This is a genomic window from Neolewinella sp. (assembly GCF_965214665.1).
Classification (GTDB): domain Bacteria; phylum Bacteroidota; class Bacteroidia; order Chitinophagales; family Saprospiraceae; genus Neolewinella.
This window is the reverse complement of sequence record NZ_OZ243970.1, coordinates 2,475,147-2,495,528: the sequence shown is the minus strand read 5'-3', so window position 1 is coordinate 2,495,528 and position 20,382 is coordinate 2,475,147. Positions and strand designations below refer to the sequence as shown.

Sequence of the window (20,382 nt, the reverse complement as noted above, 5' to 3'; positions counted from 1 at the left end):
GTCGGCCGTGGACCGACCAAAAAGGACTCGGCAGACGACCAGGCTAGCGACCGGCAATTGGCAACGCCACGAAGCTTCCCCGCTCCAGCTCGCGCATGTACTCGCCGAAAAAGTGATCGCAGTACAGGCAGACGTTCTGGAGGGCGGTGCCCTGCGCTATAGCCTCGGCCTCGCTGATGCCCAGGTGCTCACCCATGCGGTAGGGGTTACCGTCGTTGAGGTGCCGGAAGACGGGATGGGTAGACATGCGCTGCAGTACCTCGCTCACCTTATCTACGCGGGCATCGCCCATTGGGAACTTGGTGCCCGGGCAGCAGGGGTTGATACGCCAGAGCTGGATGCTGATCTCCTGCGGGATGTCGGTGTAGCCACCCAGGAAATTGCGGGCCCCGGAGAGGATGGTGCAGAAGTTGTGGCGGGGATCGCGGAGCCAGATGTCCTTTTCTAAAGCGCGGCCACGGGCCCAGTTGCCGCCGAGCCACATCTCCTCGTTGGCGCCCCAGTAGCCCCAGCTGAGGCGAGATTTTTGGAGGTAGGTGTCTTTCTCGATAAGGGGGTCCTTGTCCTGGCCATCGACGCCGCGGGACTCGAAGAGCTCGGCCAGTTCCATCAGCCGCGAGCCGGCCGCCTTGTGGAAGCGGTCGATGCTGGCGATGTCGAAGCGGGTGACGCCCTTTTTGATGAGGGTGTCAAGGTGGGCCGGGGTAAGTAGGTCACCGTTGGTCTGGAGCATGAGCTGCACCGTATCCCCGTAGCGCTCCCGGAGGCGGTCGAGGACGGCGAAAAGCAGCTTCCGGTCGGCCAGGGGCTCGCCACCGCTGAGGATGAGCCGGTCCATCCGCTCCGGCAGGTTTTCGATGATGGCCATACACTCGTCGTGGGAGATGCGGGCGCCCTGCGGTCCGCTGGCGTTGTAGCAGTGGTCGCAGTGGTCGTTGCAGAGCTGGGTAAAGACCCAGTAGACGGATTCTATGTGGTGGAAGTCGCTATTCATGACTTTTCAGTTGAAGATTTTTCCAAAAGGCCACCTCCCCAGCCACGCCCGTACGCGCATCCGCCACGAAGGCCTCCCGGCTAGGGTAGTGCGTCAGACTACCCCCCTCCATTACCGCCAGCCGGTCGCCCATCAGCAGGGCCTCCTTCAGGTCGTGGGTGACGAAGACAGATGTGATACGGTACTCAGCGGCAATACGCCGGTAGAATTCCTGCATCTCCCCCCGGGTACGGGCATCGAGGGCACCGAAGGGCTCGTCGAGGAGCAGTACGCGCGGATTGATAATGAGCGCCCGTCCGAAGGCCACCCGCTGCCGCTGTCCGCCGCTAAGCTGATCGGGTGACTTGCGGGCCTGATCCTGTACACGCAGTTCGCCGAGCATCTGGTTTACCCGCTCGCGGAGCTCCGGCTCGGGCACCTTGCGGATGCGCAGCCCGAAGGCGACGTTCTCGAAGACATTGAGGTGGGGGAAGAGCAGTGCCTCCTGGTAGAGGTACACCACCCCCCGCTGGTGCGGAGGGACGTGGTCGAGCGAATCGCCATCCAGCAAGATCGTGCCGCTGTCGGCCGTTTCCAGTCCGGCGATGATTTTGAGCAATGTGGTTTTGCCGCTACCCGAGCGACCGAGGACGCTAAGGGTGCTGCTTTTCGCTAGTTGCAGGGAGCAGTCGTTCAGCACGCGCTCCCGCCCGAAGGTTTTACTAATCTGCCGTGCGTCGAGGTAGCCTTCCATTAGCGGGTAACGAATAAGAGCCGCTTATTGATCCACAATAACAGCACCGGTGGCACCACCAGCAAGCTCGCCGCCATGGCCGCGTAGAAGATGTTGGCCTCGTTGACGAACTGAAAGACCTTCAGCGGGAGGGTAGCCACCTTACCCACCCCGATCAGCAGCGTGAGGCCGTACTCGAACCAGCTGATCAGAAAGGACTGGAAAAAGACGATCGCCAGCGGACCGTGCAGTAGGTGCCAGGAGACCTTGCGGGCCACCTCCACCGGCCTTGCACCCAGCGTCCCCGCCAGATCTTCCATGTCGCGCAACCGGGAAGTGTAAAAACTACTGGCCAGAATGACGGCGTAGGGATAGACGATGAACAGCTGCGCCAGCAGCACCCCCGCCACCCGCCCGCTCAGTCCCAGCCGCAGGAAATAGAACTGCAGACAGGCCGCCAGAATGACCGGCGCAAACACGTAGGGTAAATAGGCCAGCCGCAACCACCGCCGGCCTCGGGGAAGCAGACTCAACCGCCGCGCCGTAGCAAAGCCCAGCAGGGTACCCACCGCCCCCACGGTAAGGGCAATGAGCAGGGAGGTAAGCAGGGCTACCCCCAGATCGTCCCCCCGCCCGAGGGCATCTCCCCAGGGCCGTAGCGACCAGCCCGCCGGTAGCAGGTCGGGGTACACCCACCGCTGACTCGCCGACAGCAGGAGTAGGAACGCGAAGGGAAACAACGCGAGCAGGAAGAGTAGTGCTGATCCGAGCCTAGGTCTCATGCAGCACAGTATTTCTGCGATAGCGGCTCCAGCCCAGCCAGAGGAATAATACGGCCACCAGGAGGAGGGCGTAGAGTACGCTGATCACGTAGGCCTGGGGGATATCGGCCAGGTTGTAGCGCTGCAGCTTGCGGATCGTGAGCACCGAGAGCATCGCCGGCGACTGACTGCCCAGCAACAGCGGGATCTCGTAGCTGCTGAAGACGAACACGGCGTAGAGTAATAGCGTCGACCGCCCCTGCCGCAGCAATAGCGGAATGACCAGCCGGCGGGCGACCGCACCGGGTGGCAGTCCCAGGGTAGCCGCCACCTGACTGACTTCCCGCACCCGCTCGCTGCGGTAGAGATTGGCCAGAAAAATGGTCAGAAAGGGCGTAGCCATCAGGGTATGGGCCACGATAATGCCGGTGCCCCAGCGGTCGTTGATGAGGGTGGGGAAGTCGGTGGTGGAACTGGTGAGCCCTAGGGCGAAGGCCAGCCGGGAAAGCAGCCCCGCATTGCCCAGCCACTGAAATATCAGGAAGGCCACAACGGTCGCCGGTAGCGCCAGGGGAAGGTAGAAGGCGTAGGTGCGCAGTCCGCGCAGCGTATGCTCCCGCCAGCGGAGTACCGCCGACAGCGCCAGGACCGTGCTTATTGTGATGGTCACCGCGGCGATAAAGGTGCTCAGCCCCAGTGCCTCCCAGAAGTCTGCGCTGGTCACCACCGCCCCCCAGTGCTCCAGCGTGAAGCCGCGACCGAGCAGACCGACCAGCCCCAGACTGTAAAGCAGCGCGTAGCCCAGACCTAGCACCACCGGCCCCACGGCCAGGAGGAGGAACAACCATGGGATATTGCCGCGCCGCCTCATCTACCGGTTGATCACCTGGGTCCGAAAATCTTCCGCCAGCCGGATCATGTACTCCGGGGCGAGCTCCTGGAGGGCATTGGCCTGAATAGCCGCCCGCTGCGGCGCGTGTACCCGGCCGGGCAGGTTTTGGAAGGCCGTGCGGAGACTATCGGGCAGCCGGTCCACGGCGTATACCGTGCCATCGCCCCAGACGGCCGGGTCGGCCTTACGGAGCTGCGCCTCTGGACTGATCAAAAAGTTGGCCACCACCATAGCCGCTGCCTTATCGTCGCTCAGTTTGGTGATACCGAGGTAGTGGCTGTTCTGGATGCTGCCAAAGTCCGGCACGTAGGCCCGCGCCGTAGCCGGGAAGAGTCCCTCGCCGATCTTGTTATCGACCTCCACGTCGTTGTTGCTCATCGTGAACCACAGCTCCCCGTTGGCGAACATCTGGTGCAGGGCGGCCAGGGTCTCGGGGAAGGTCCGGCCCTCGCGCCAGAGGTAGGGTTTGAGTTGGTTGACGTAGGTCCACAGTTCCTTACTGTACCGGGCGTAACCGGTTTCGTCGAAGTCGCCGGCAAGCGCCTGCCCACCCCCCGCGATGTCGATCAGTAATGCCTTGAGGAAGGTCAGTCCGGTGAATTCGGTGGGCCAGGTGAAGCGACCGGGATTCGCCTTTACGAAAGCCAGCAGCTCAGCCCGCGTACAGGGTGGGGTAGCCACCTTGGCACTGTCGTAGATCACGGTCATCTGCACGTTGCCCCACGGCAGCTCGTAGCCCGCAATGGGTTGCTGGAAGTCGGTGCCGATGAAGGGGTTGGCGAAGTCGATGTAGCGGGCGTTGGGTAGCCGCTCTGTCCAGGGACCGTAGAGGCCGTCGATCTGGCGGAGCTGGTAGAAGGTCTCTCCGTTGATCCAGCAGAGGTCAATGGCGCTGGTCTCGCGGCCGGCTTCGAGCTCCTTCAGTAGCGTCTGCACGATGACCGTACCCTGTCCCGGGACGACGTTCAGCGTAATCCCGTAGCGCTGCCGCACGGCCGGGGCTACGAAGTTCTGTACGTAGTCGTTGATGAGCGGGTCGCCGGACCACATCATCCAGTCTACCGTCTTGCCGCGGGCGCTGGCTTCCAGGGCGGGCCAGTCGGTGGGGAGGTTTTGTGGGGGGGCGGGTTCGCTGGTACAGCTAAGTAGGGCAAGGAGCAGTAGGAGAGGGAGGTAGCGCTTCATTTGGGCGGGGACGCGGGTGCAACTAAAACAAGTACCGCAGCCCCAGCTGCACCTGCCGCGGCGCATCCGCATTCCGCTGCACGATGCCGGAGCCGGCCGCCCCGACCTGGATCTGATTGCTCTGGGTGGCGTTGTTGCTGTAGCCGCTGAGGTTGCGGGTGTCGAGGAGGTTGAAGACGTCAGCGGAGACGGCCAGGTGCTCGCCGGCAAAGGGCAGGCGGTACTCCAGTGAGAGGTCGAAGACGTAGGACCAGGGCAGGCGGTCGGAATTGCGGGCCTCACCGGGGAAGCGGTCGGAGTTGCCGACGTAGGCGTCGCCGAAGCCGGCCCCGTCGCCGTTAAGGTCGGCCGTGCCGTAGATGGTGGCGTCGGGGATGCGGTTCACGGGCTGACCGCTCTGCACCAGGGCCGCCAGGGTAGCCCGCAGACCGAAGGGGGCGGCGTAGGTGCCGATGGCATTGATGATGTGGCGGCGGTCGTTGATGCTGGGCCCGTACTCGGCGGCGAAGTTGTTGGCGTCCATAGCACGGAAGTTGATGTCTTCCGTGTCGTTTTTGAGGGAGGAGAGGGTGTAGTTGAGCCGCCAACTAAGGTGATTGGCGCCCTCGGCCTGCTGTAGGACGAAGCTGGCGGCGTAGTACCGGGCCCGGCCCCCGGCCTCGGTGACCGTGACGTTGCGGGCTACGCCGCTGATGGTATCCCCCCCGATGATGCCCCGACCGCCTACGATAGGTACGGGACGGGTGGCATCGGCCTGATCGACGGTGCGTACCACTACGTTGTTCGGATCGGCGATCGGGTACTCGGCCGCCGCGTTGAGGTTGCGTAGGCGGTAAAGGTTTTCGGAGCGGTTATGTACCAAGTCCACGTAAAACAGCGTCCGGTCGTTGACCTGGTACTGGTAGCCCAGGGTCATCTGGTGGGTGTAGGGGTTGTCGTAGCCGTCGGGATTGAGAATGCGGCGCTCGCCACTGAATACGCCGGCTCGCTGGCCCTGGAGCTGGGCGGCGGTGGGTCCCTGGAGGTAGGTCACGTTATCGGCCGAAGCACCGAGGTTGCCGTCGAAGGTGATGCGGTCAAGGTCGGTACCGGCGGGAAGGATGCCCCGGCGAATGAGCTCCTGCAACTGCGCCCGGTAACCGGGGTCGGTGGTATTCTGCTGTAGGGCGTCGCTGTATACGGCGTAGAGCACCTTGTCGTAAAAGATGCCGTAGCCGCCGCGCAGGGCGGAGAGATTACCCAGCTTGTAGTTGAAGTTCAGGCGGGGGGCAATGTTGTTGTAGTCGCCGCGGTCGCTGCCGCCCTTGCTGAGGTTGTCGTAGTCGTAGCGCAGTCCGGCGGTGAGGTTGAGCCGGTCATTGAGCGCCCACTGATCCTCGACGTAGAGGCTGTAGATGTTCTGCCGGGTACCGAAACTACTGGGGCGTAGCTCGATGTTGTAGCCGAGTACGTCTACGTCGGCCGGAAGGTCCTGGGGACTGATGCCACTGCCCAGATTCCGCTCGCGCAGCGCCCCGAGCTGCCCCTCGTCGAGCATCACGCGGTAGGCTCCGTTGGGCACCCCGCCCCCGAAGAGTTGGTGGTCGGCACTAATCAGGTTGAAACCGGTCTTGAGGGTGTGCCGGTCGAGGTAGAACGACAAGTTTTGCTGCAGCTGCAGGGTGTTCTCGACCTCGTCGAAGACGTAGCCGGGGTGGCCGAGCACGGCGATGTTCTCCCCGGTGGGACCGAGTACGGTCACCTGCGGATTGTCATTGTCCGTAGGCTGGGCGTAGTTCCAGCGAAAACGGGCGTACTGCAGATTCGTCTGCGAGCTGAAGTTGGTACCTATATAGGTATTGGTATTGGCCAGTAGAAAGGAGTTACGGTCCTGCTGGTTGCCGGCCGAGGGGAAGGTGACGCCGCCCTCCAGTCCGCCGCCCTGCCGCTCGATGCCGACCCGACCGACGTTGGTCCGTAGGCTCGAACGGAACTTATCGCTCCAGTTATGGTCCACCTTGCCGCTGAGGTAGGTGAACGTATTGGTGCCCTGCACGGTCTCGTTGACGCCGAGGGCGGGACTGCTCAAAGTATTGTTCTTCAGGTCGGTGGTATGCTCTACGTCGACGTAGAAGAAGGTCTGGTCCTTCTTGATCGGTCCGCCGAGCGCGAAGCCGCCCTGGAAGCGCTGAAAACCATCGCGGACGGGGTTGCCGCTCAGGTCGCGTAGTGTGAAGTCGTCATCGCCTAGGTTGCCGCTGCTGGGCCGGTAGAGTCCGAAGACCTCGCCGCTCAGCTCATTCGAGCCGGAGCGGGTAGTGACGTTGATCACGCCGTTGCTGGTCAGTCCGTACTGCGCCGAGTAGTTATTTGTAAGTACGGTCAGGTTACGCACGAAGCCGCTCGGGATGGCAAATTTTTGTCCGCCCAGGAAGCGCTCGTTATTGTCCAGTCCGTCGATGAGGTAGCTGGTAAAGAGCGGATTAGCCCCATTGATCGCCACGTTCGGTGCCTCGGGATAAAAGCCGGTGGCCTGGCTCACGTTCGGTAGCCGGTAGAGCGCGCGGGTGATGTCACGGCCCTCGATGGGCAGCGCCTGCAGTTCTTCCTCGGAGAGTTCAAAGGCTACCTCGGCATCCTGGCGGTTGATGCGTGCCGAGCTGGTGGCCGCCACGCTGACTACATCGAGATCGACTGTCTGGCGGCTGAACAAGATGAGCTGCACCGTCCGACTCTGGTTGGCACGCAGGTCGATGGGCTCGCTCTCACCGTCGAGGTAATCCTCCGACTCCGGCACGTTGATGCGGTAGCCAGCCAGGGCCGGTAGGGCGCGGAAGATGACGCGGCCCTGGACATCGGTGACGGCCGCGCGGCTGATGCCCTGGTTGGCGTTGGTCAGCGTTACGGGTAGCTCGGCCGGGGCCGGTCCGTTAGTTTGGTAGTCGATCAGTTCGACGGTGATGTCCTGCTGGGCGTACAGGAGGGGGGTTATCGCCAGAGCGAGGAGGAGGAGAAGAACGTGTTTCATAGGGCAAGGGGGTCCCTTTGGGGAAGGGGTTAGGGAAGAAAGGACTTAAGGAGTAAAGGACTTAAGGAGCAGGTGCTCAGGGGGCGGTCGGGGGGCCGCGGAGCTCGGGCGTGGGGCAGGCCGGGGAGCTGGGGAGGGGCGCGTACGCAGGTGCAAAGGCACTTGGAAGGCGGAAAAGGAAGGCTAGGGTGGGGAGGTGGGGGGTAAGCTGGTACCAATCGATACGTAGCTCCTTAAAATTATTATAGTCGGTGCGGCAGGTGAGTTGGGTGCAGTCCTGGAGGTGCATTAGCAACTCCTCAGCTACCGCGTCGCTCTGCCAGTTGAGTGCGGCGAAGGCAGCTGGATCGAAGGTGTCCGCCCGCAGTCCGATCAGCCAGGCACCGCCGCGGGTATCGGGGCCGATGACATGGCGGCCGGCCTCCAGCGCACGGGTGGCCCGACGGATCGCCGCTACGCTCAGCCGGGGGCAGTCGTTGCTGACCACGATCACGTGGACGTGACCCCGGGCGAATACGTCGGTTACGGCTGCGGATAGCTTGCCGCCGAAGTCCTGGTCGTGCAATTGCTGCCGCTCATTGCTACGGTACACTGGTAGGCCGGTGCGGGCCAGGGTCCTCTCCGTGCGGCGAATGAGAGCGGCGGCCACCCGTTCTCCCCTGGGCCCAAAGGCCTTGGCACGGGCCTCGGCCGAGGCGGTGCGGGAGAAGAACAGAATGGCGGTGGGGGCGCTCATGGTACAAAGCTACGTAGGAAGTAGCCGGGGAGTTCTGGCTTCGTGGGTTCATGTTTACCGCGTGACCAGTAGGCGGTAGAGTAGCGGCACCACGTACAGGCTGCCTACCGTGCCCACCACCAGGCCCCCCAGCACGGCCACGGCCAAGGGTTGCTGCAACTCCGCGCCCAGGCCGCTAGCGAAAAGCACCGGCACCAGGGCCAGGATCGTCGTCAATGAAGTCATCACGATGGCCCGCAGGCGGCGGCGACCGGCGAAGTGAATGGCCTCCAGCAGCTCCATGCCCGCCTGCCGGCCCCGCTCGATCATGTCGACCTTGATGATGGCGTCGTTGACCACGATACCGCCGGTGACGACCATGCCGATGAGGCTCAGTAGGTTCAGACTGTCGCCACTGAGGTAAAGCGCGATGAGGGCACCGACCAGACTCACGGGCACGACTAGCAGCACCACCAGTGGCAGTTTGAGTCCCTCGAACTGGGCGGCCAGTATGAGGTAGAGCAATAGCAGACTCACCAGCAGCACCCCGCCGAGCTCACCCACCCGCCCCCGGTCGGCAAAGTAGCGGCCCGTGAGCTGGGTGATGATGCTTGGTGCCGTGGCCAGTGCCTCCACTTCAGCTACGTCGGTGGCCTGCTCCGGTAGCGTCAGACTCAGGTACTCCCCGGCGCGGTCGGCGGTCAGCACCCGGTACTCCGGCCGCCGGTCGAGCTGGAGGAGGTAGCGGAGGGGGATAGGATTGCCGTCGCGGTTCACGACGTCAGCGGCTAGCAACCGCTCGGTGGTGAGAGCATCGTCGTTGCGCAGTAGCACCGGCAGGGCCCGGTCGTTGGCGCGCAGGCGGGTGACCTCATTTTCGCCGAATAGCGTAAGCAGGCGGCTCCGCAGGCGCTCGGGGTCCACGCGGTTGATTTGCAGTTGGGGGTAGTCCAGGCGCAGGGCGATGCCTTCGGTGCGGCCGGGGACCTCGGGGGGGTGGCCGGCCTCCCGGAGCTTAGTTACGACCGGGAGCACCGTTGGCCACTCCGGGGTTTCACGACCGGCGGCATCACGCAGCCGCAGTTCCAGGTAGGGATCGTCGTTGAGGAAGACACGGTCGAATAGGTTCGGCAGGGGGCGGAAGGCGAAGGCCGCAGCGGGGTATTTGGTACGTAGCTCGGTAAGAAAGTCGGCGGCAAAGGTCCGGTCGGCCGGTCCCTCCGGCAGGTAGAAGTGTAGCTCGGCGGCATTGGTGGCCTGGGTCTCGTCGGCCAGTAGAAAGCCCTGCTCACCGATGAAGGCGGCGGTCTGTCCGCCAAAGGTGGTACGCCAGTCTTGGGTCAGGGCGCGGACCCGGGTGCGGTGCTGGTCGAGGGGCAGGGGCTCGTTCCAGTCGATGCGGAGTTGGTAGTCCGCGCGGCTGAGCTCCGGAAAACCCGTGGTGGGCAGGGCCCGTAGGAGGAGGTAGCCGCCCGCTAGCCAGAGTAGGAGCAGGGGGAGGGCAAGGAGGGGGCGGGTGACGAAGGCGGTTACGGTGCGGTCGAAGGACTTCCAGCGCTTGCTGGGTGAAGCATCGATAGCAGGCGCGGTAACGTCGGTAGTTTTATTCGCTAGTTTGAATGTCAGTAGGGGCAGTAAAAAATAGGCTACCAGCAGTGAGGCGGCTAGGGCCAGCGAGACAGCTACGGCCTGGTCGCGAAACAAGGCACCGGCTACCCCACTGAGCAGCACTAGCGGTAGGAACACGGCCACGGTGGTGAGGGCGGAGGAGATAAGTGGGGTGATCACCTCGTTGGTTGCCCCCGCTACTTGCTCTGCACCACTCGGAGAGACGGGGCCCTTCCCGTCTCCCGAGTACCCCACCTGATCGATGTTGTCCAGGACGATGATGCTGTTGTCGATCATGAGGCCGACGCCGAGGATGAGACCGGCCAGGGAGACGACGTTGATGCTCAGCCCCGTGAGGTAAAAGCCGAGTACGGCCAGGAGAAGGGCAATGGGGACGGCCAGAGCGATGAGCAGGGGACGCCGCCAGCCCCGGAAGAACAGAAAGAGGATTAGTACTGCGAAGCCCGCCCCGTAGAGCAGGCCGCTACTGAGGTTGTTGATACTGGCGCGCAGGACGGCCGTCTGGTCGTTGTTGAGGTGGAAGCGGAGGTCGGGGTACTGGGCGCGTAGATCGGTCAGTAGGAGGTCGAGATTGTCCTGGAGCGCGAAGAGGCGGGCGTCGGCGCGCTTGCGCAGGGTGAAAACCAGTCCGGGCTGTCCGTCGTGGAAGTAGAAGCCCCGGGCGGGCTCGGCCTCATAGGTCACGGTGGCCAGATCGCCGAGGGGGATCGTGCGGCCCTGTACGTTGAGGTAAAGGTTTTCCAGGTCGGCGGCCGTACGTAGCTCGCCCGTGAAGCGGACGCCGTACTCGTAGTAGCCATCGCGCAACAGCAGGCTGCCGAGCTCGAGGTTGGCCTCGCGGAGGAGGGCGGCCAGGTCGTCGTCGGTGAGGCTGAGGGCGGAGAGGGCCTGGCGGTGGGGGCGTACGCTGAGCTGGGGGTCGCGCTGTCCGCTCAGGTCGGCAAAGGCGATCTCGGGCAGCTGCTCCAGCCGGCGGCGTAGGACCAGGCGGCCGAGCTCGCTGAGTTCCAGCAGGGCGGTCTCGGTGGCGTTGGTATCGGCCAGGGTAACGCTGAGCTGTACGACAGGGATGTCACTGACGTCGGTAGCCAGTACCCGGGGGCGCTCGACCTCGCGGGGCAGTTGGTTCATGGCCTGGTCGATCTTCTCGTTAACTTCGATGAAGGCTAGGTCAGGATCGGTGCCAAAGGGAAAGTCGAGGTAGAGTACGGCCGATTCGTCGCGGCTGCGGCTGCGGATGTCCTCCAGGCGGTTGACCTGGAGCAGGGTGTTGCGCAGGGGGGCTACGACGCTATTTTCTACGGTGCGGGCCGCGGCGTTGGGGTAGCTGACCTGTACACTTAAGCGGGGAATACCGACCTCGGGCAGCAGACTCACCGGCAGGCGACCGGCCGCCAGGATACCGAGTACGATCACCGCCAGGAAGGTGAGCAGGACGGCAACGGGGCGGTGCAGGAGGTTGGTGAGGATGGGTTTACTGGATTTTTCGCTGGCGCATAAAACCTCGATCGAAAACGGTCATGAAGCTTTATCGTATCCTTCAAAAAGCAAATTCCGGTAACTAGCCAACGGCATATTCTCACCGAATAGCAGGCGCATTATTTAAATGGGTTTGCTGTGCGGAGCTGTGTATACGGCGTTAGTATTCATCAGTTCGTAAGTATATGCATGGGCGGCTTGTAGAGACTTTTTAGTGAGGGAAGGATAATTCTCTAGCACTTCCGCTTCCGACCAGCCGTCGGCTAGACGACCAACGATTAGTTCTACGGAAAGCCGGGTGCCCTTTATCCTTGGCTTACCGGCCAGCACGTCTTTGTCGGCGGTGATGAAATTGGTCCAGTCCATGGTATTCTTTTACTGTGTAACGAGGTCGTTTGCGGACAAGTTTCTCTTACTTGACCTCCACCCGCACCCGGGAATCATGATCTAAGTTAAGGTTACCGGAGACGATGACCTGCTGCCCGGCCTCGACCCCCTCGGAGAGGGCTACCTGCTCGTCGTTCTCGTGCAACACGGTGACGTACTGCCACTTGGCTAGCTCGCTATCCGCGTCGTAGGTGAACACTAAAGAGCGGCCGGACCGCAGAATGACGGCCTCCTTGGGCACCAGAACGGCGGTTTCGGATTCCCCTTCCAGGATCACGGTCACGTTCATGCCGGGGTAAAGCCGGGCGCCGCCCGTCTTGCCGAGGCGGGCGCGTACGCGGAGTAGGCCGCCCTCGTCTACCCGGGGGTTAATAATATCGAGGGTAGCGGGGATGCGTAGGGTGGGGTTGGCGATGGGACTGACGAAAACCCGCTGGCGTTTGGCAAGTCGGCTAAGTTCTTGTTCCAGGAGGGAGAACTCGGCTTCCAGGGCATTCATGTCGGTAAGGGTACATAGCTCTTCGCCCAGACTCACTAGTTGCCCCACCTGTACCTCCACATCGGCGGCGCGCCCGGCAAAGGGGGCGGTCTGGGTAGCCTGGCTGAGATTGTACTCGGCTTCTTCGAGGGCGACTTCGGCGGCGGGGAGTCCGGACTGGATCAGTAGGTTGTCGCGGGCCAGCTGGGTGACTGAGGTATCGCCGGGGGGCAGGTTCGTGCTGAGTTGCAGGAGCAGTTGGCGGTGGCGAAAGGCGGCCTCTTCGCGGGCCGCGGCAGCCTGATCGCGGGTGAGTTCGAGGGCGCGGGTGTCGGTAGCGGCTAGGGGGCTACCAGCTTTGTAGTAGGCCCCTTCCTGGGGCGCGACGGTCAGGATACCGCTGGTCTGGCTACTGATGGTGACCTCGCGGCGGGCGCGGAGTTTGCCGTTGGTCTGACGGCGGAGGGGGAGCTGGCCGGTGATGGCGGTGGTGAGGGTGACGGTGGGGGTGGTGGGCGGAGAAGTAGCGATGGGACGGTCGGGCTCGGCTACCCCGTCAGATGCGGAGTCCGACCCACAGGAAACAACCCCCCCTAAGATAATCAGCAACAGCCCTACGTTGAGGTAGCTAAGCATCTGTCAATCAGACTATTGGGGGGGGGGGGTAGCACGTTGCAGTAGAGTTGCTTGTCGACGCTGAACGGCCAGCCGTAGTGGTCATAGAAGCGCTTCTGGTAGCCCGGGCTCAGCAGCTGGCGCTTGGGCAGGTTGGGGCAGATTTTGTGCAGGTGGCGGCTCACGGTGCGGGGGTTGATGCCGCACTCGGCGGCGAGCTCGCTACGGGTCTTGAAGGGGATGGTGTGTTGATTGGGCATGGTGTTTGTTGTAGGTGAACTAAGGAATAGTCACCACCTAGATATCCTAGGACACCATTTGCGGCGGGTGAAGGGGTAAATTAAGCATGGTTGGTGATAGTAGCAAACTATTTTTTACAACTTCAGCATCCTTGAGTGGGTGGCGCGGAGTTCAGCACCTGCGCTGCGCGGCCGATGACCGTAAGCTTCGTAGCTCGACCACTGAGTTGGTTCTCCGGCGTACTCAGTCATAGCGGTGTTCGTCGTTGAGTGGCAGGCTGACGGTAATGTCGATGTTCTTGGCCTGAAGCTCCACCAGTTTTGGGATGGGGTGGAGCACTTTTGTTCTAAAAAGGTCTCCTGCTCTCGCTGTCTGCAGCGCCGCCACCGCGACAGTAGTGTATCGAACTACTATGCCATACTGAGTGCCGCGCTGGTTAAACCCGGACTGGCCGAGGTGCTGCCCCTAGACCATGGGTGCGTTATGGTACCTGGCGTGTCGTGACACGGTTACGGCTAGGGGCGGTGAGACAATCAAACATACCACTGCTGACTTCACTGTGAAGAAGCACACAAACTACGCAAGAATAATTCGTACCTCAGCCGAACTACCGCGCGGTGTACATTACACCCCAGGAATTACAGGTAAATTGAGGGGGGTTGCATTTGAAGGCTAATCTAGTCCAATAAAGCTTTCACAAATTTACCACATGTGACAGGCTTGGGAATGTATGTATCATCAAATACAATCCTGTTCAATACTGAGATGTTATCAGCTAATTGTATATGATGCGCAACCATGAATTCAACCAACTGCACTAAACTATCGACGCTAGTCTTTCTGAGGTCTGCTGACACTCCTATTTTATGAAAAATTACCTTAGCTGCGTTCGAAAAGTGGTCAGCTTTACGGTAAAATGGTAGAACTAGGACCGGCACAAGGTGTTTTCTGCATTCTGATATTGAATTTAATCCACCATGGTTGATCATAAAATCGCAATAAGGTAAGATTTTATCCTGTTGTATGAAGCTGTATATAGCCAGGTTGTCTGATGCAATTTGACCCCAGTCAGAAGAAATACTTTCAGGTGCAGAAACAATGATAAATATATTACCCACTTGTTTTAAAGCTTGAAGCGTTTTTGAGTAGTACTTTTCGACGTCTTCGTTCGGGATGGAGCTTAATCTGCCAAATGAAACTAAAACCACAAGTTGACTAGTTGTTGCCTTAATGTAGCTAATTTTTGTAATTATTTTTTCAGTCTGCTGGGTAGCTGGTTGTATATAAGACACTTCAACTGTTTCTTTTAGTACTGATTCATTATGATTGTATTTTATCCATGGGTATTCCAACCGCCGATCACCCATTACTAAGATAGGAGTGTTCCGAACTATAGAATTGAAAGAATAATTTTTATCCAACAATTTGAACTCAAAATAACCTCCGTTCCTTTGACTGTGTTCTTCTAATAACCGGTAAAATCCGTAACCACCTTGCGCCATACTGTTTCTAATTCTTGTTTTGATAGAATTCACCTTTACGTAGCATATCATAACGGTGTTCACAAAGGTGATTTTAGGATTAGTGATAATAGGACATTCTAGCGGCGGGGCGCTTCTTCTATAGTACGCAGAGTGTTTAGTATTGATATATGCGAACTTTGTACTAGAGTACATACATGCAATTCCATAGTGCGGCATTAGGTCATCGACTAAAAGACAGTCTATGTTCATAGAGCGCATTATTTGTGAGAATGACTTAATTCGTAATAGGAACTCTCTATATAAATTCTTGACGTTTTCTTTCAAAGAATATCTCAGAAATTGTACAATCAGTTCCCCAAAATTATTTACTGAACTGTAAGTAAAAAAATCTATCCTTATTACTTTCACCTCGTCTATAAAAGGTAGAAGGCCCGTATAGTCCCTGTGTATTAGAACCACCACTCTGCAACCTAAGTCGAGACAGGCTGACACAATCTTATTGAACATCACGTAGTGACTATAGGTCGGAAATGGGAGTATTCCAACCGTTTTACCACTGAGGGATCGGATCTGGTTCACGTCAGGAATACGCATAGCTAGGCTCTACCCAAATTTCATTGAATAAACAATTATGTCATCTCTGTCATCTAACACGCTATTAATACTATCGAGTTGAGTATTGATCTGTCTCTCCGATCCTCTAGATAATGTTTTGTTCACGAGATTCCGTTCCTTTTTGAACATCTGCTGAAAAAACGTTCCGTCAGAATAATACATTGGGACTTTCAATATGTCTTTATTTGTTTGTATATACCGACTAGGTGCAAAAGATGCTTCGCCATTTGTCAAAATGGCAAAATAACTTAGATTGCCTTGCCAATAGCTACAATACGCAATCGATTTTTCTTGATTATAAAGGATCAGGTTCGGTTCCGGTAAATTTTGCTCATTCAATTCTAGCCACACATCTGGAGTATTTTTATTAGAGGCCAAATCTACAAAATCTGACCCAACATTAAATGAAAATTTTAGTATTGGCTCAACATCTAGAGATTTATTTACAATGTATACAGTGTCTTCAAACGGGCGGCGATGCTGCAAAGTGTTACCAACGGTGTTAAAACGATTTTGGTTGCTCACCGGAACGATGTCAGGATTTTCGTTCCAATAGTTTTGAGAAAACAAGACTATATCTTCACTATCATCTTTTGCAATAGTCATCAACCGTTTCGGAATAGTGTCTTTGCCATAGTTTTGTCCGATATTTGCAATATCAAATATAAATCTATCTTCGTCTAATGAAGTAAAATCTTGGTAATATAATACTGAATTTAAACTACTCATATATTCCCCAGATAAGTTGAATATGTCTATTTTCGAATTCATTCTGTCGTCTATATAGATCTTTCCATTATCGCGATCTACGTCAACACTCCCAACTAAGCCGTACTCAACGTTATCCTTTGAGGGGCTTGAAATTTGCCATAGTAGTTGTCCGGTGACACTAACACAAGATATTTTCGAAACATTCCTATCAACCAATAAAAGGCCGCCCTCTAGTTCATAATAAGTGGTAAATTCTGTTCCTATTTCGTGAGTGAGAGAATTTGATATCGTTATTGAATCTATAATTAGGTTTAGATCACTCGCGTCTCCAATAAGTCTATTGCTGTTATTAGGAATAACGATGGTTGCAACGTCGGCATAGTCTTGAGTGCAACCGAAAAGTTGGCAGAGTATGGCTAAAACGAAAATTGAATTTGCGTAACTAAATATCTTACCAACACGATTTGTAGTTAATCGCAGTTTTTTAAGAGCATGTATGTTCGACGAACAGATTTGCACGTCCGTTCTGGATCTTGTATTCTTCATAGTATATATTTTAGCTTTATTAATCAACCATCGGGCTTGTACGGGTGCATTATTGTAGGACACCTTAATCTTCAGATGTATCTTGTTTCACCATCTAAAGTTGGTGGGTTAAATCCCTGTGATATTGTTAAGATTAACCTGTCAAAATTGGTAGTTTTGATGCATGTGCACCTTATAAAACGATGTTAAAAGACAGCCGAGGAAGTTATCACTTTGATAGTAATAACTCCTCTCAGTTGTCCTGTCTGCCTAATGTCGTTCTGTATACTATCCCTTCACGTCAGCCACCGTAATGAGGCTAGTAGACATCAATACGTATCAAACTAATTGGGATTAGTACAACATTTATAACAGTCGGGCTGTTTGCAAGCCTGCTTCCCGTTAACTCGTATTTGTGTATAATGTTTGATGTCATCACCGCCACAAGCGTGGTCGCCACAGCCACCATAACCACCCATGGTTTGAGTTCCGTTTCCGAAGGCAAATGATATGCCATAAGAAAATAGACTCATCGTAAATAGAAGGAATAGCACAAATTGCCTTTTCATACCTGTACATTTATAGCCATCATTAACCCATTCAGGCACTGGACCTTCCATTACTTTGTGGCCGGGAGGAGCCACTCAACACCCCAAATTTATACCCTAATCACTAAGCTTGCAATAGTACGCTTCCGTGCTGTCCGATAATGTCTACTCCTGGCCATTCAGGTCTTAATGCAAATTACCCACCACCTCGTGGTATCTTGAGGGAGCCAATGAAACCCTTCCCCACCATCCTAGCCCTTACCGCCCTGGCCCTCCTCGGCTACCTGCTGCTGCCCCGCCTGACGGTGCGCTGGCAACCCGGGGCGGCGCACACCACGCTGCAACTGAGCTACGTATGGCCGGAGGCCGGCCCCCAGGCGCTGGAGCAACAGGTTACCGCCCCACTAGAAGCCGCCCTGGCCCTGGTCCGCGACGTACAGGAGATCCGCTCGGTAAGCAGCGACGGCAGCGGCTACATCCAGCTCGCACTGGCGGAGGGGGCCGATGAGGACTTTACCCGCTTCAACGTCGCCAGCCAGGTCCGGCGACTGTACGGTAGCCTGCCCCGGGGCGTAGGCTACCCTACGCTTTCCTACGCCCAGTCGCAGCACGAGACGGGCTTCGACACCCCCGTACTCACCTACGCCCTGCGCGGCCCGGACGACGCCACTACCCTTTACCGCTACGCAAGCGAACAGCTCGCCCCCCAGCTCAGTCTACAACAGGGCCTGGCCCGCATCGAGGTCACCGGTGGCAACCGGCTGCACTGGCGCGTCGCCCTGCAACCCCAGCGGATCGCCACGGCCGGCCTTGACGTACAGGCCATCCAGGCGCGGCTCAACGATCACTTCGCCCGCAACGGGCTGGGCTTTGTCCGCCAGGGGGAAGATATTCTCTACGCCTACCGGGAGGACAGCCCCGCAGACCCCGCTAATCTCACCGGCCAGGACTGGCTCGACATCCAGATCGGCACCCCCGCCGGCCCCACCTACCGGCTCAGCGATCTGGCTGAGATTACCCAGCTGCCCCTGCCCGCCCGTTCCCACTACCGCATCAACGGCGAGAACAGTGTCCGGCTCGTGGTCTATCCTACGCCCGATGCCAATCAACTGGCCCTGGCCGAGCAACTCCGCACCCGCGTCCGCGCCCTCACTACCACGCTCCCCAACGACTACGAGCTCCTTCTCGAAGACGACGCCACCCGCTACCTCAGCGAGGAGCTGCGCAAAACGCGCCAGCGCACCGCCCTCAGTATGGGCATCCTGCTGCTGTTCGTGCTGCTAGCCTACCGGAGTTTCCGCCGCCTGGGGGTGATCCTGTCCGCCCTGGCCGTCAACCTGGGGCTGGCCTTCCTGCTCTACTGGCTGCTGGGCGTGGAGCTCAACCTGTACGCCTTTGCCGGTATCGCCGTGAGCTTCGGCATCATGATCGACAACGTCATCATTGTGCTTGACGCACTAAAGCGACCGGATGGAGGGCGCGTCGGTCCCGCCGTAGCCGGAGCTACCCTGACCACCCTGGCCAGTCTGAGCGTGATCTTCTTCCTTTCCGCCGAATTGCGGGTTCAGCTGCTGGAACTGGCCCGGGTGATGACAATCAATCTGGCGACCTCCGTGGTGGTAGCATTACTGCTCGTGCCAGCACTGCTTCCCGTTAAAAATGTTGCGGGTGTTCCCCCCTCTCCCCTGGAGAGGGGCTGGGGGAGAGGCCAAAACGTAAGCCGGGGGAGAGGTATAAAAGTCTACACCCGACTGCTAAACTTCCTCCTCCACTACCGCAAAACCACCCTCCTCCTTACCATCCTCGCCTTCGGCCTCCCCCTCTGGTGGCTCCCTAACCGCGTCGAGGGCTGGACCTGGTACAACGACACCATCGGCGCGCCCTACTACCGCGACGTGCTGCGCCCCCAGCTCAATAAGTGGCTCGGGGGCAGCTTCCGGCTGTTCAGCTACTACGTCTACGAGGGCAGCGGCTACCGGGAGGCGGAGGAGACCAAACTGTACATCAACGCCGCCCTGCCGGACGGGGCCACGCTGGAGCAACTCAACGACGTATTGCTGCTGGTCGAGGGCTACCTGGCCGGCTCGGCCGACCGCATCGACCGCTACACCACCCGCATCCTCAGCGGACAACAGGCCAGCATCGAGATCAGCTTTCCGGATGGTGGTCGCAGTGCCTTCCCCTACACCCTCAAGGATCAACTGACGGCCTTCGCTACCAATTTTGGCGGCGTAAGCTGGGACATCTACGGCGTCGGTCAGGCCTTCAGCAACGACACGGGCGGCCGGGGTAGGGGCTTCCAGGTTGAGCTACGGGGCTACAATCAGGTCGGTCTGGACCGCTACAGCGACCGCCTGGCCGAGCTGCTGCTGCGCCACCCCCGCGTGCAGGAGGTAGACACCGACGCCAGCATCAACTGGTGGGAACGGGAACGAGCCGAGTACCTACTCTCCTTCACCCAGGAGGAGCTGACCCGCCGGGGGCTCACCCTGAGCGATCTGCGCAGTAGCCTACAGTGGTTCGACCGCAACGACCGTCCCGACCTCTACCTGCGCGGCGGCGAGCCGGTGGCCCTTACGACCCAGTCCCCGGCCGACTACGACCGCTGGCGGCTGGAAAACTGGTCCGTACCCCTCGACAGTGCTGCCCTGCCCTTCACGGCCGTCGCGCGGTTGGAGAAGCGGTCCTCCCCCCAATCGCTGCACAAGGTCGACCAGCAGTACCTCCGCCGCGTGGCCTTCGACTACCTGGGCAGTCCGCAGTTCGGCGAGCGCCACCTGGCGGCCTGTCTGGATACGCTGCTGGCCGAGCTCCCCCTGGGCTTCACCGCCGAGCAGACGACCTACGGGTTCCAGACGCAGACCAAAGAGCTCAGCTACCTCATGGGCCTGGCCGTAGTACTCATCTTCTTTATCTGCGCTCTCCTCTTCGAGAATTTGGGCCAAGCCTTCAACATCGTGCTACTCATTCCCATCTCCTGCATCGGCATCTTCCTCACCCTCTACTGGTTTAACGTGCGGCTCGATCAGGGCGGCTACACGAGCTTCCTCCTGGTAGCCGGCCTGGCCGTCAACGGGCTCATCCTCATCGTCAATGAGTATAACCACCTCGTCAGACAGGGGGACGGGGTCCCGATAGCTATCGGGAGTGCAGGGGTTTATGCGGAGGCGGTACGGCGCAAGATCGTCCCTATTCTACTTACCGTGGTCAGTACTTCTGCGGGGCTTCTTCCTTTTCTGCTCGGTGGGCGCAACGAGGTATTCTGGTATGCGCTGGCGGCGGGCACCATCGGGGGGTTGTGCTTTTCGGTGGTGGTGATTGGGTTGATTAGTCCGGTGTTTTTTCTGCGGCGGGGGGGCGGGGGTGTGCACGCTTAGCGGTTACTCCGAACTCAGATACCACAAC

14 protein-coding genes are annotated in these 20,382 nt (G+C 58.7%); 1 reads left to right on the top strand and 13 read right to left on the bottom strand.

What is annotated here, in order from left to right; all coding sequences use genetic code 11:
• Positions 1–43: 43 nt before the first annotated feature.
• The 13 genes from ACOOHD_RS10860 to ACOOHD_RS10800 all read right to left on the bottom strand — a co-directional run bounded on the left by ACOOHD_RS10860 (position 44) and on the right by ACOOHD_RS10800 (position 16,450).
• Entirely contained in the window at positions 44–994 is a 951-nt protein-coding gene (locus ACOOHD_RS10860; RefSeq protein ID WP_420457898.1) for a radical SAM protein, read from the bottom strand.
• Positions 987–1,727: an ABC transporter ATP-binding protein gene (locus ACOOHD_RS10855; protein WP_420457897.1), complete on the bottom strand. Its 741-nt coding sequence runs from the start codon at positions 1,725–1,727 to the stop codon at positions 987–989. Before ACOOHD_RS10855 ends, ACOOHD_RS10860 begins: the two co-directional genes overlap by 8 nt.
• Positions 1,727–2,488 (bottom strand): ABC transporter permease, encoded by a 762-nt coding sequence (locus ACOOHD_RS10850; protein ID WP_420457896.1) that lies wholly within the window; start codon positions 2,486–2,488, stop codon positions 1,727–1,729. Before ACOOHD_RS10850 ends, ACOOHD_RS10855 begins: the two co-directional genes overlap by 1 nt.
• The gene (locus ACOOHD_RS10845) at positions 2,478–3,311 is read right to left on the bottom strand and encodes an ABC transporter permease subunit (RefSeq protein WP_420457895.1); all 834 of its coding nucleotides are present in this window, start codon (positions 3,309–3,311) and stop codon (positions 2,478–2,480) included. The genes ACOOHD_RS10850 and ACOOHD_RS10845 overlap by 11 nt, the downstream gene beginning before the upstream one ends.
• Before the next feature lie 27 nt (positions 3,312–3,338).
• Positions 3,339–4,544, bottom strand: coding sequence for an ABC transporter substrate-binding protein (locus ACOOHD_RS10840; protein ID WP_420457894.1), 1,206 nt, complete (start codon positions 4,542–4,544; stop codon positions 3,339–3,341).
• A gap of 22 nt (positions 4,545–4,566) precedes the next feature.
• On the bottom strand, positions 4,567–7,551 hold the full coding sequence (locus tag ACOOHD_RS10835; RefSeq protein ID WP_420457893.1) for a TonB-dependent receptor: 2,985 nt from the start codon (positions 7,549–7,551) through the stop codon (positions 4,567–4,569).
• A gap of 76 nt (positions 7,552–7,627) precedes the next feature.
• Complete coding sequence (locus tag ACOOHD_RS10830) at positions 7,628–8,287, bottom strand: DUF2064 domain-containing protein (RefSeq protein ID WP_420457892.1); 660 nt, start codon at positions 8,285–8,287, stop codon at positions 7,628–7,630.
• 54 nt (positions 8,288–8,341) lie between these two features.
• Complete coding sequence (locus ACOOHD_RS10825) at positions 8,342–11,350, bottom strand: efflux RND transporter permease subunit (RefSeq protein WP_420461427.1); 3,009 nt, start codon at positions 11,348–11,350, stop codon at positions 8,342–8,344.
• Between the two features lie 147 nt (positions 11,351–11,497).
• A complete protein-coding gene (locus ACOOHD_RS10820) occupies positions 11,498–11,740 on the bottom strand; it encodes a DUF433 domain-containing protein (protein ID WP_420457891.1) in 243 nt (80 codons plus the stop codon).
• Between the two features lie 46 nt (positions 11,741–11,786).
• On the bottom strand, positions 11,787–12,875 hold the full coding sequence (locus ACOOHD_RS10815; RefSeq protein WP_420457890.1) for an efflux RND transporter periplasmic adaptor subunit: 1,089 nt from the start codon (positions 12,873–12,875) through the stop codon (positions 11,787–11,789).
• Entirely contained in the window at positions 12,854–13,114 is a 261-nt protein-coding gene (locus ACOOHD_RS10810) for a hypothetical protein (RefSeq protein ID WP_420457889.1), read from the bottom strand. The genes ACOOHD_RS10815 and ACOOHD_RS10810 overlap by 22 nt, the downstream gene beginning before the upstream one ends.
• A 657-nt stretch (positions 13,115–13,771) precedes the next feature.
• Positions 13,772–14,629, bottom strand: a complete 858-nt coding sequence (locus ACOOHD_RS10805) for a glycosyltransferase (RefSeq protein WP_420457888.1) — start codon at positions 14,627–14,629, stop codon at positions 13,772–13,774.
• 552 nt (positions 14,630–15,181) lie between these two features.
• Positions 15,182–16,450: a 6-bladed beta-propeller gene (locus ACOOHD_RS10800; protein WP_420457887.1), complete on the bottom strand. Its 1,269-nt coding sequence runs from the start codon at positions 16,448–16,450 to the stop codon at positions 15,182–15,184.
• Positions 16,451–17,207: 757 nt separating this feature from the next.
• On the opposite strand from ACOOHD_RS10800, the gene ACOOHD_RS10795 reads away from it, so the two are divergent.
• Complete coding sequence (locus ACOOHD_RS10795; protein ID WP_420457886.1) at positions 17,208–20,354, top strand: efflux RND transporter permease subunit; 3,147 nt, start codon at positions 17,208–17,210, stop codon at positions 20,352–20,354.
• The last annotated feature ends 28 nt before the right edge of the window (positions 20,355–20,382 follow it).

Coding starts and splice junctions, on each gene's coding strand:
- ACOOHD_RS10800 (WP_420457887.1), bottom strand. CDS start 16,450: ATGAAGAATACAAGATCCAGAACGGACGTGCAAATCTGTTCGTCGAAC.
- ACOOHD_RS10830 (WP_420457892.1), bottom strand. CDS start 8,287: ATGAGCGCCCCCACCGCCATTCTGTTCTTCTCCCGCACCGCCTCGGCC.
- ACOOHD_RS10840 (WP_420457894.1), bottom strand. CDS start 4,544: ATGAAGCGCTACCTCCCTCTCCTACTGCTCCTTGCCCTACTTAGCTGT.
- ACOOHD_RS10850 (WP_420457896.1), bottom strand. CDS start 2,488: ATGAGACCTAGGCTCGGATCAGCACTACTCTTCCTGCTCGCGTTGTTT.
- ACOOHD_RS10795 (WP_420457886.1), top strand. CDS start 17,208: ATGAAACCCTTCCCCACCATCCTAGCCCTTACCGCCCTGGCCCTCCTC.
- ACOOHD_RS10820 (WP_420457891.1), bottom strand. CDS start 11,740: ATGGACTGGACCAATTTCATCACCGCCGACAAAGACGTGCTGGCCGGT.
- ACOOHD_RS10810 (WP_420457889.1), bottom strand. CDS start 13,114: ATGCCCAATCAACACACCATCCCCTTCAAGACCCGTAGCGAGCTCGCC.
- ACOOHD_RS10815 (WP_420457890.1), bottom strand. CDS start 12,875: ATGCTTAGCTACCTCAACGTAGGGCTGTTGCTGATTATCTTAGGGGGG.
- ACOOHD_RS10860 (WP_420457898.1), bottom strand. CDS start 994: ATGAATAGCGACTTCCACCACATAGAATCCGTCTACTGGGTCTTTACC.
- ACOOHD_RS10835 (WP_420457893.1), bottom strand. CDS start 7,551: ATGAAACACGTTCTTCTCCTCCTCCTCGCTCTGGCGATAACCCCCCTC.
- ACOOHD_RS10855 (WP_420457897.1), bottom strand. CDS start 1,727: ATGGAAGGCTACCTCGACGCACGGCAGATTAGTAAAACCTTCGGGCGG.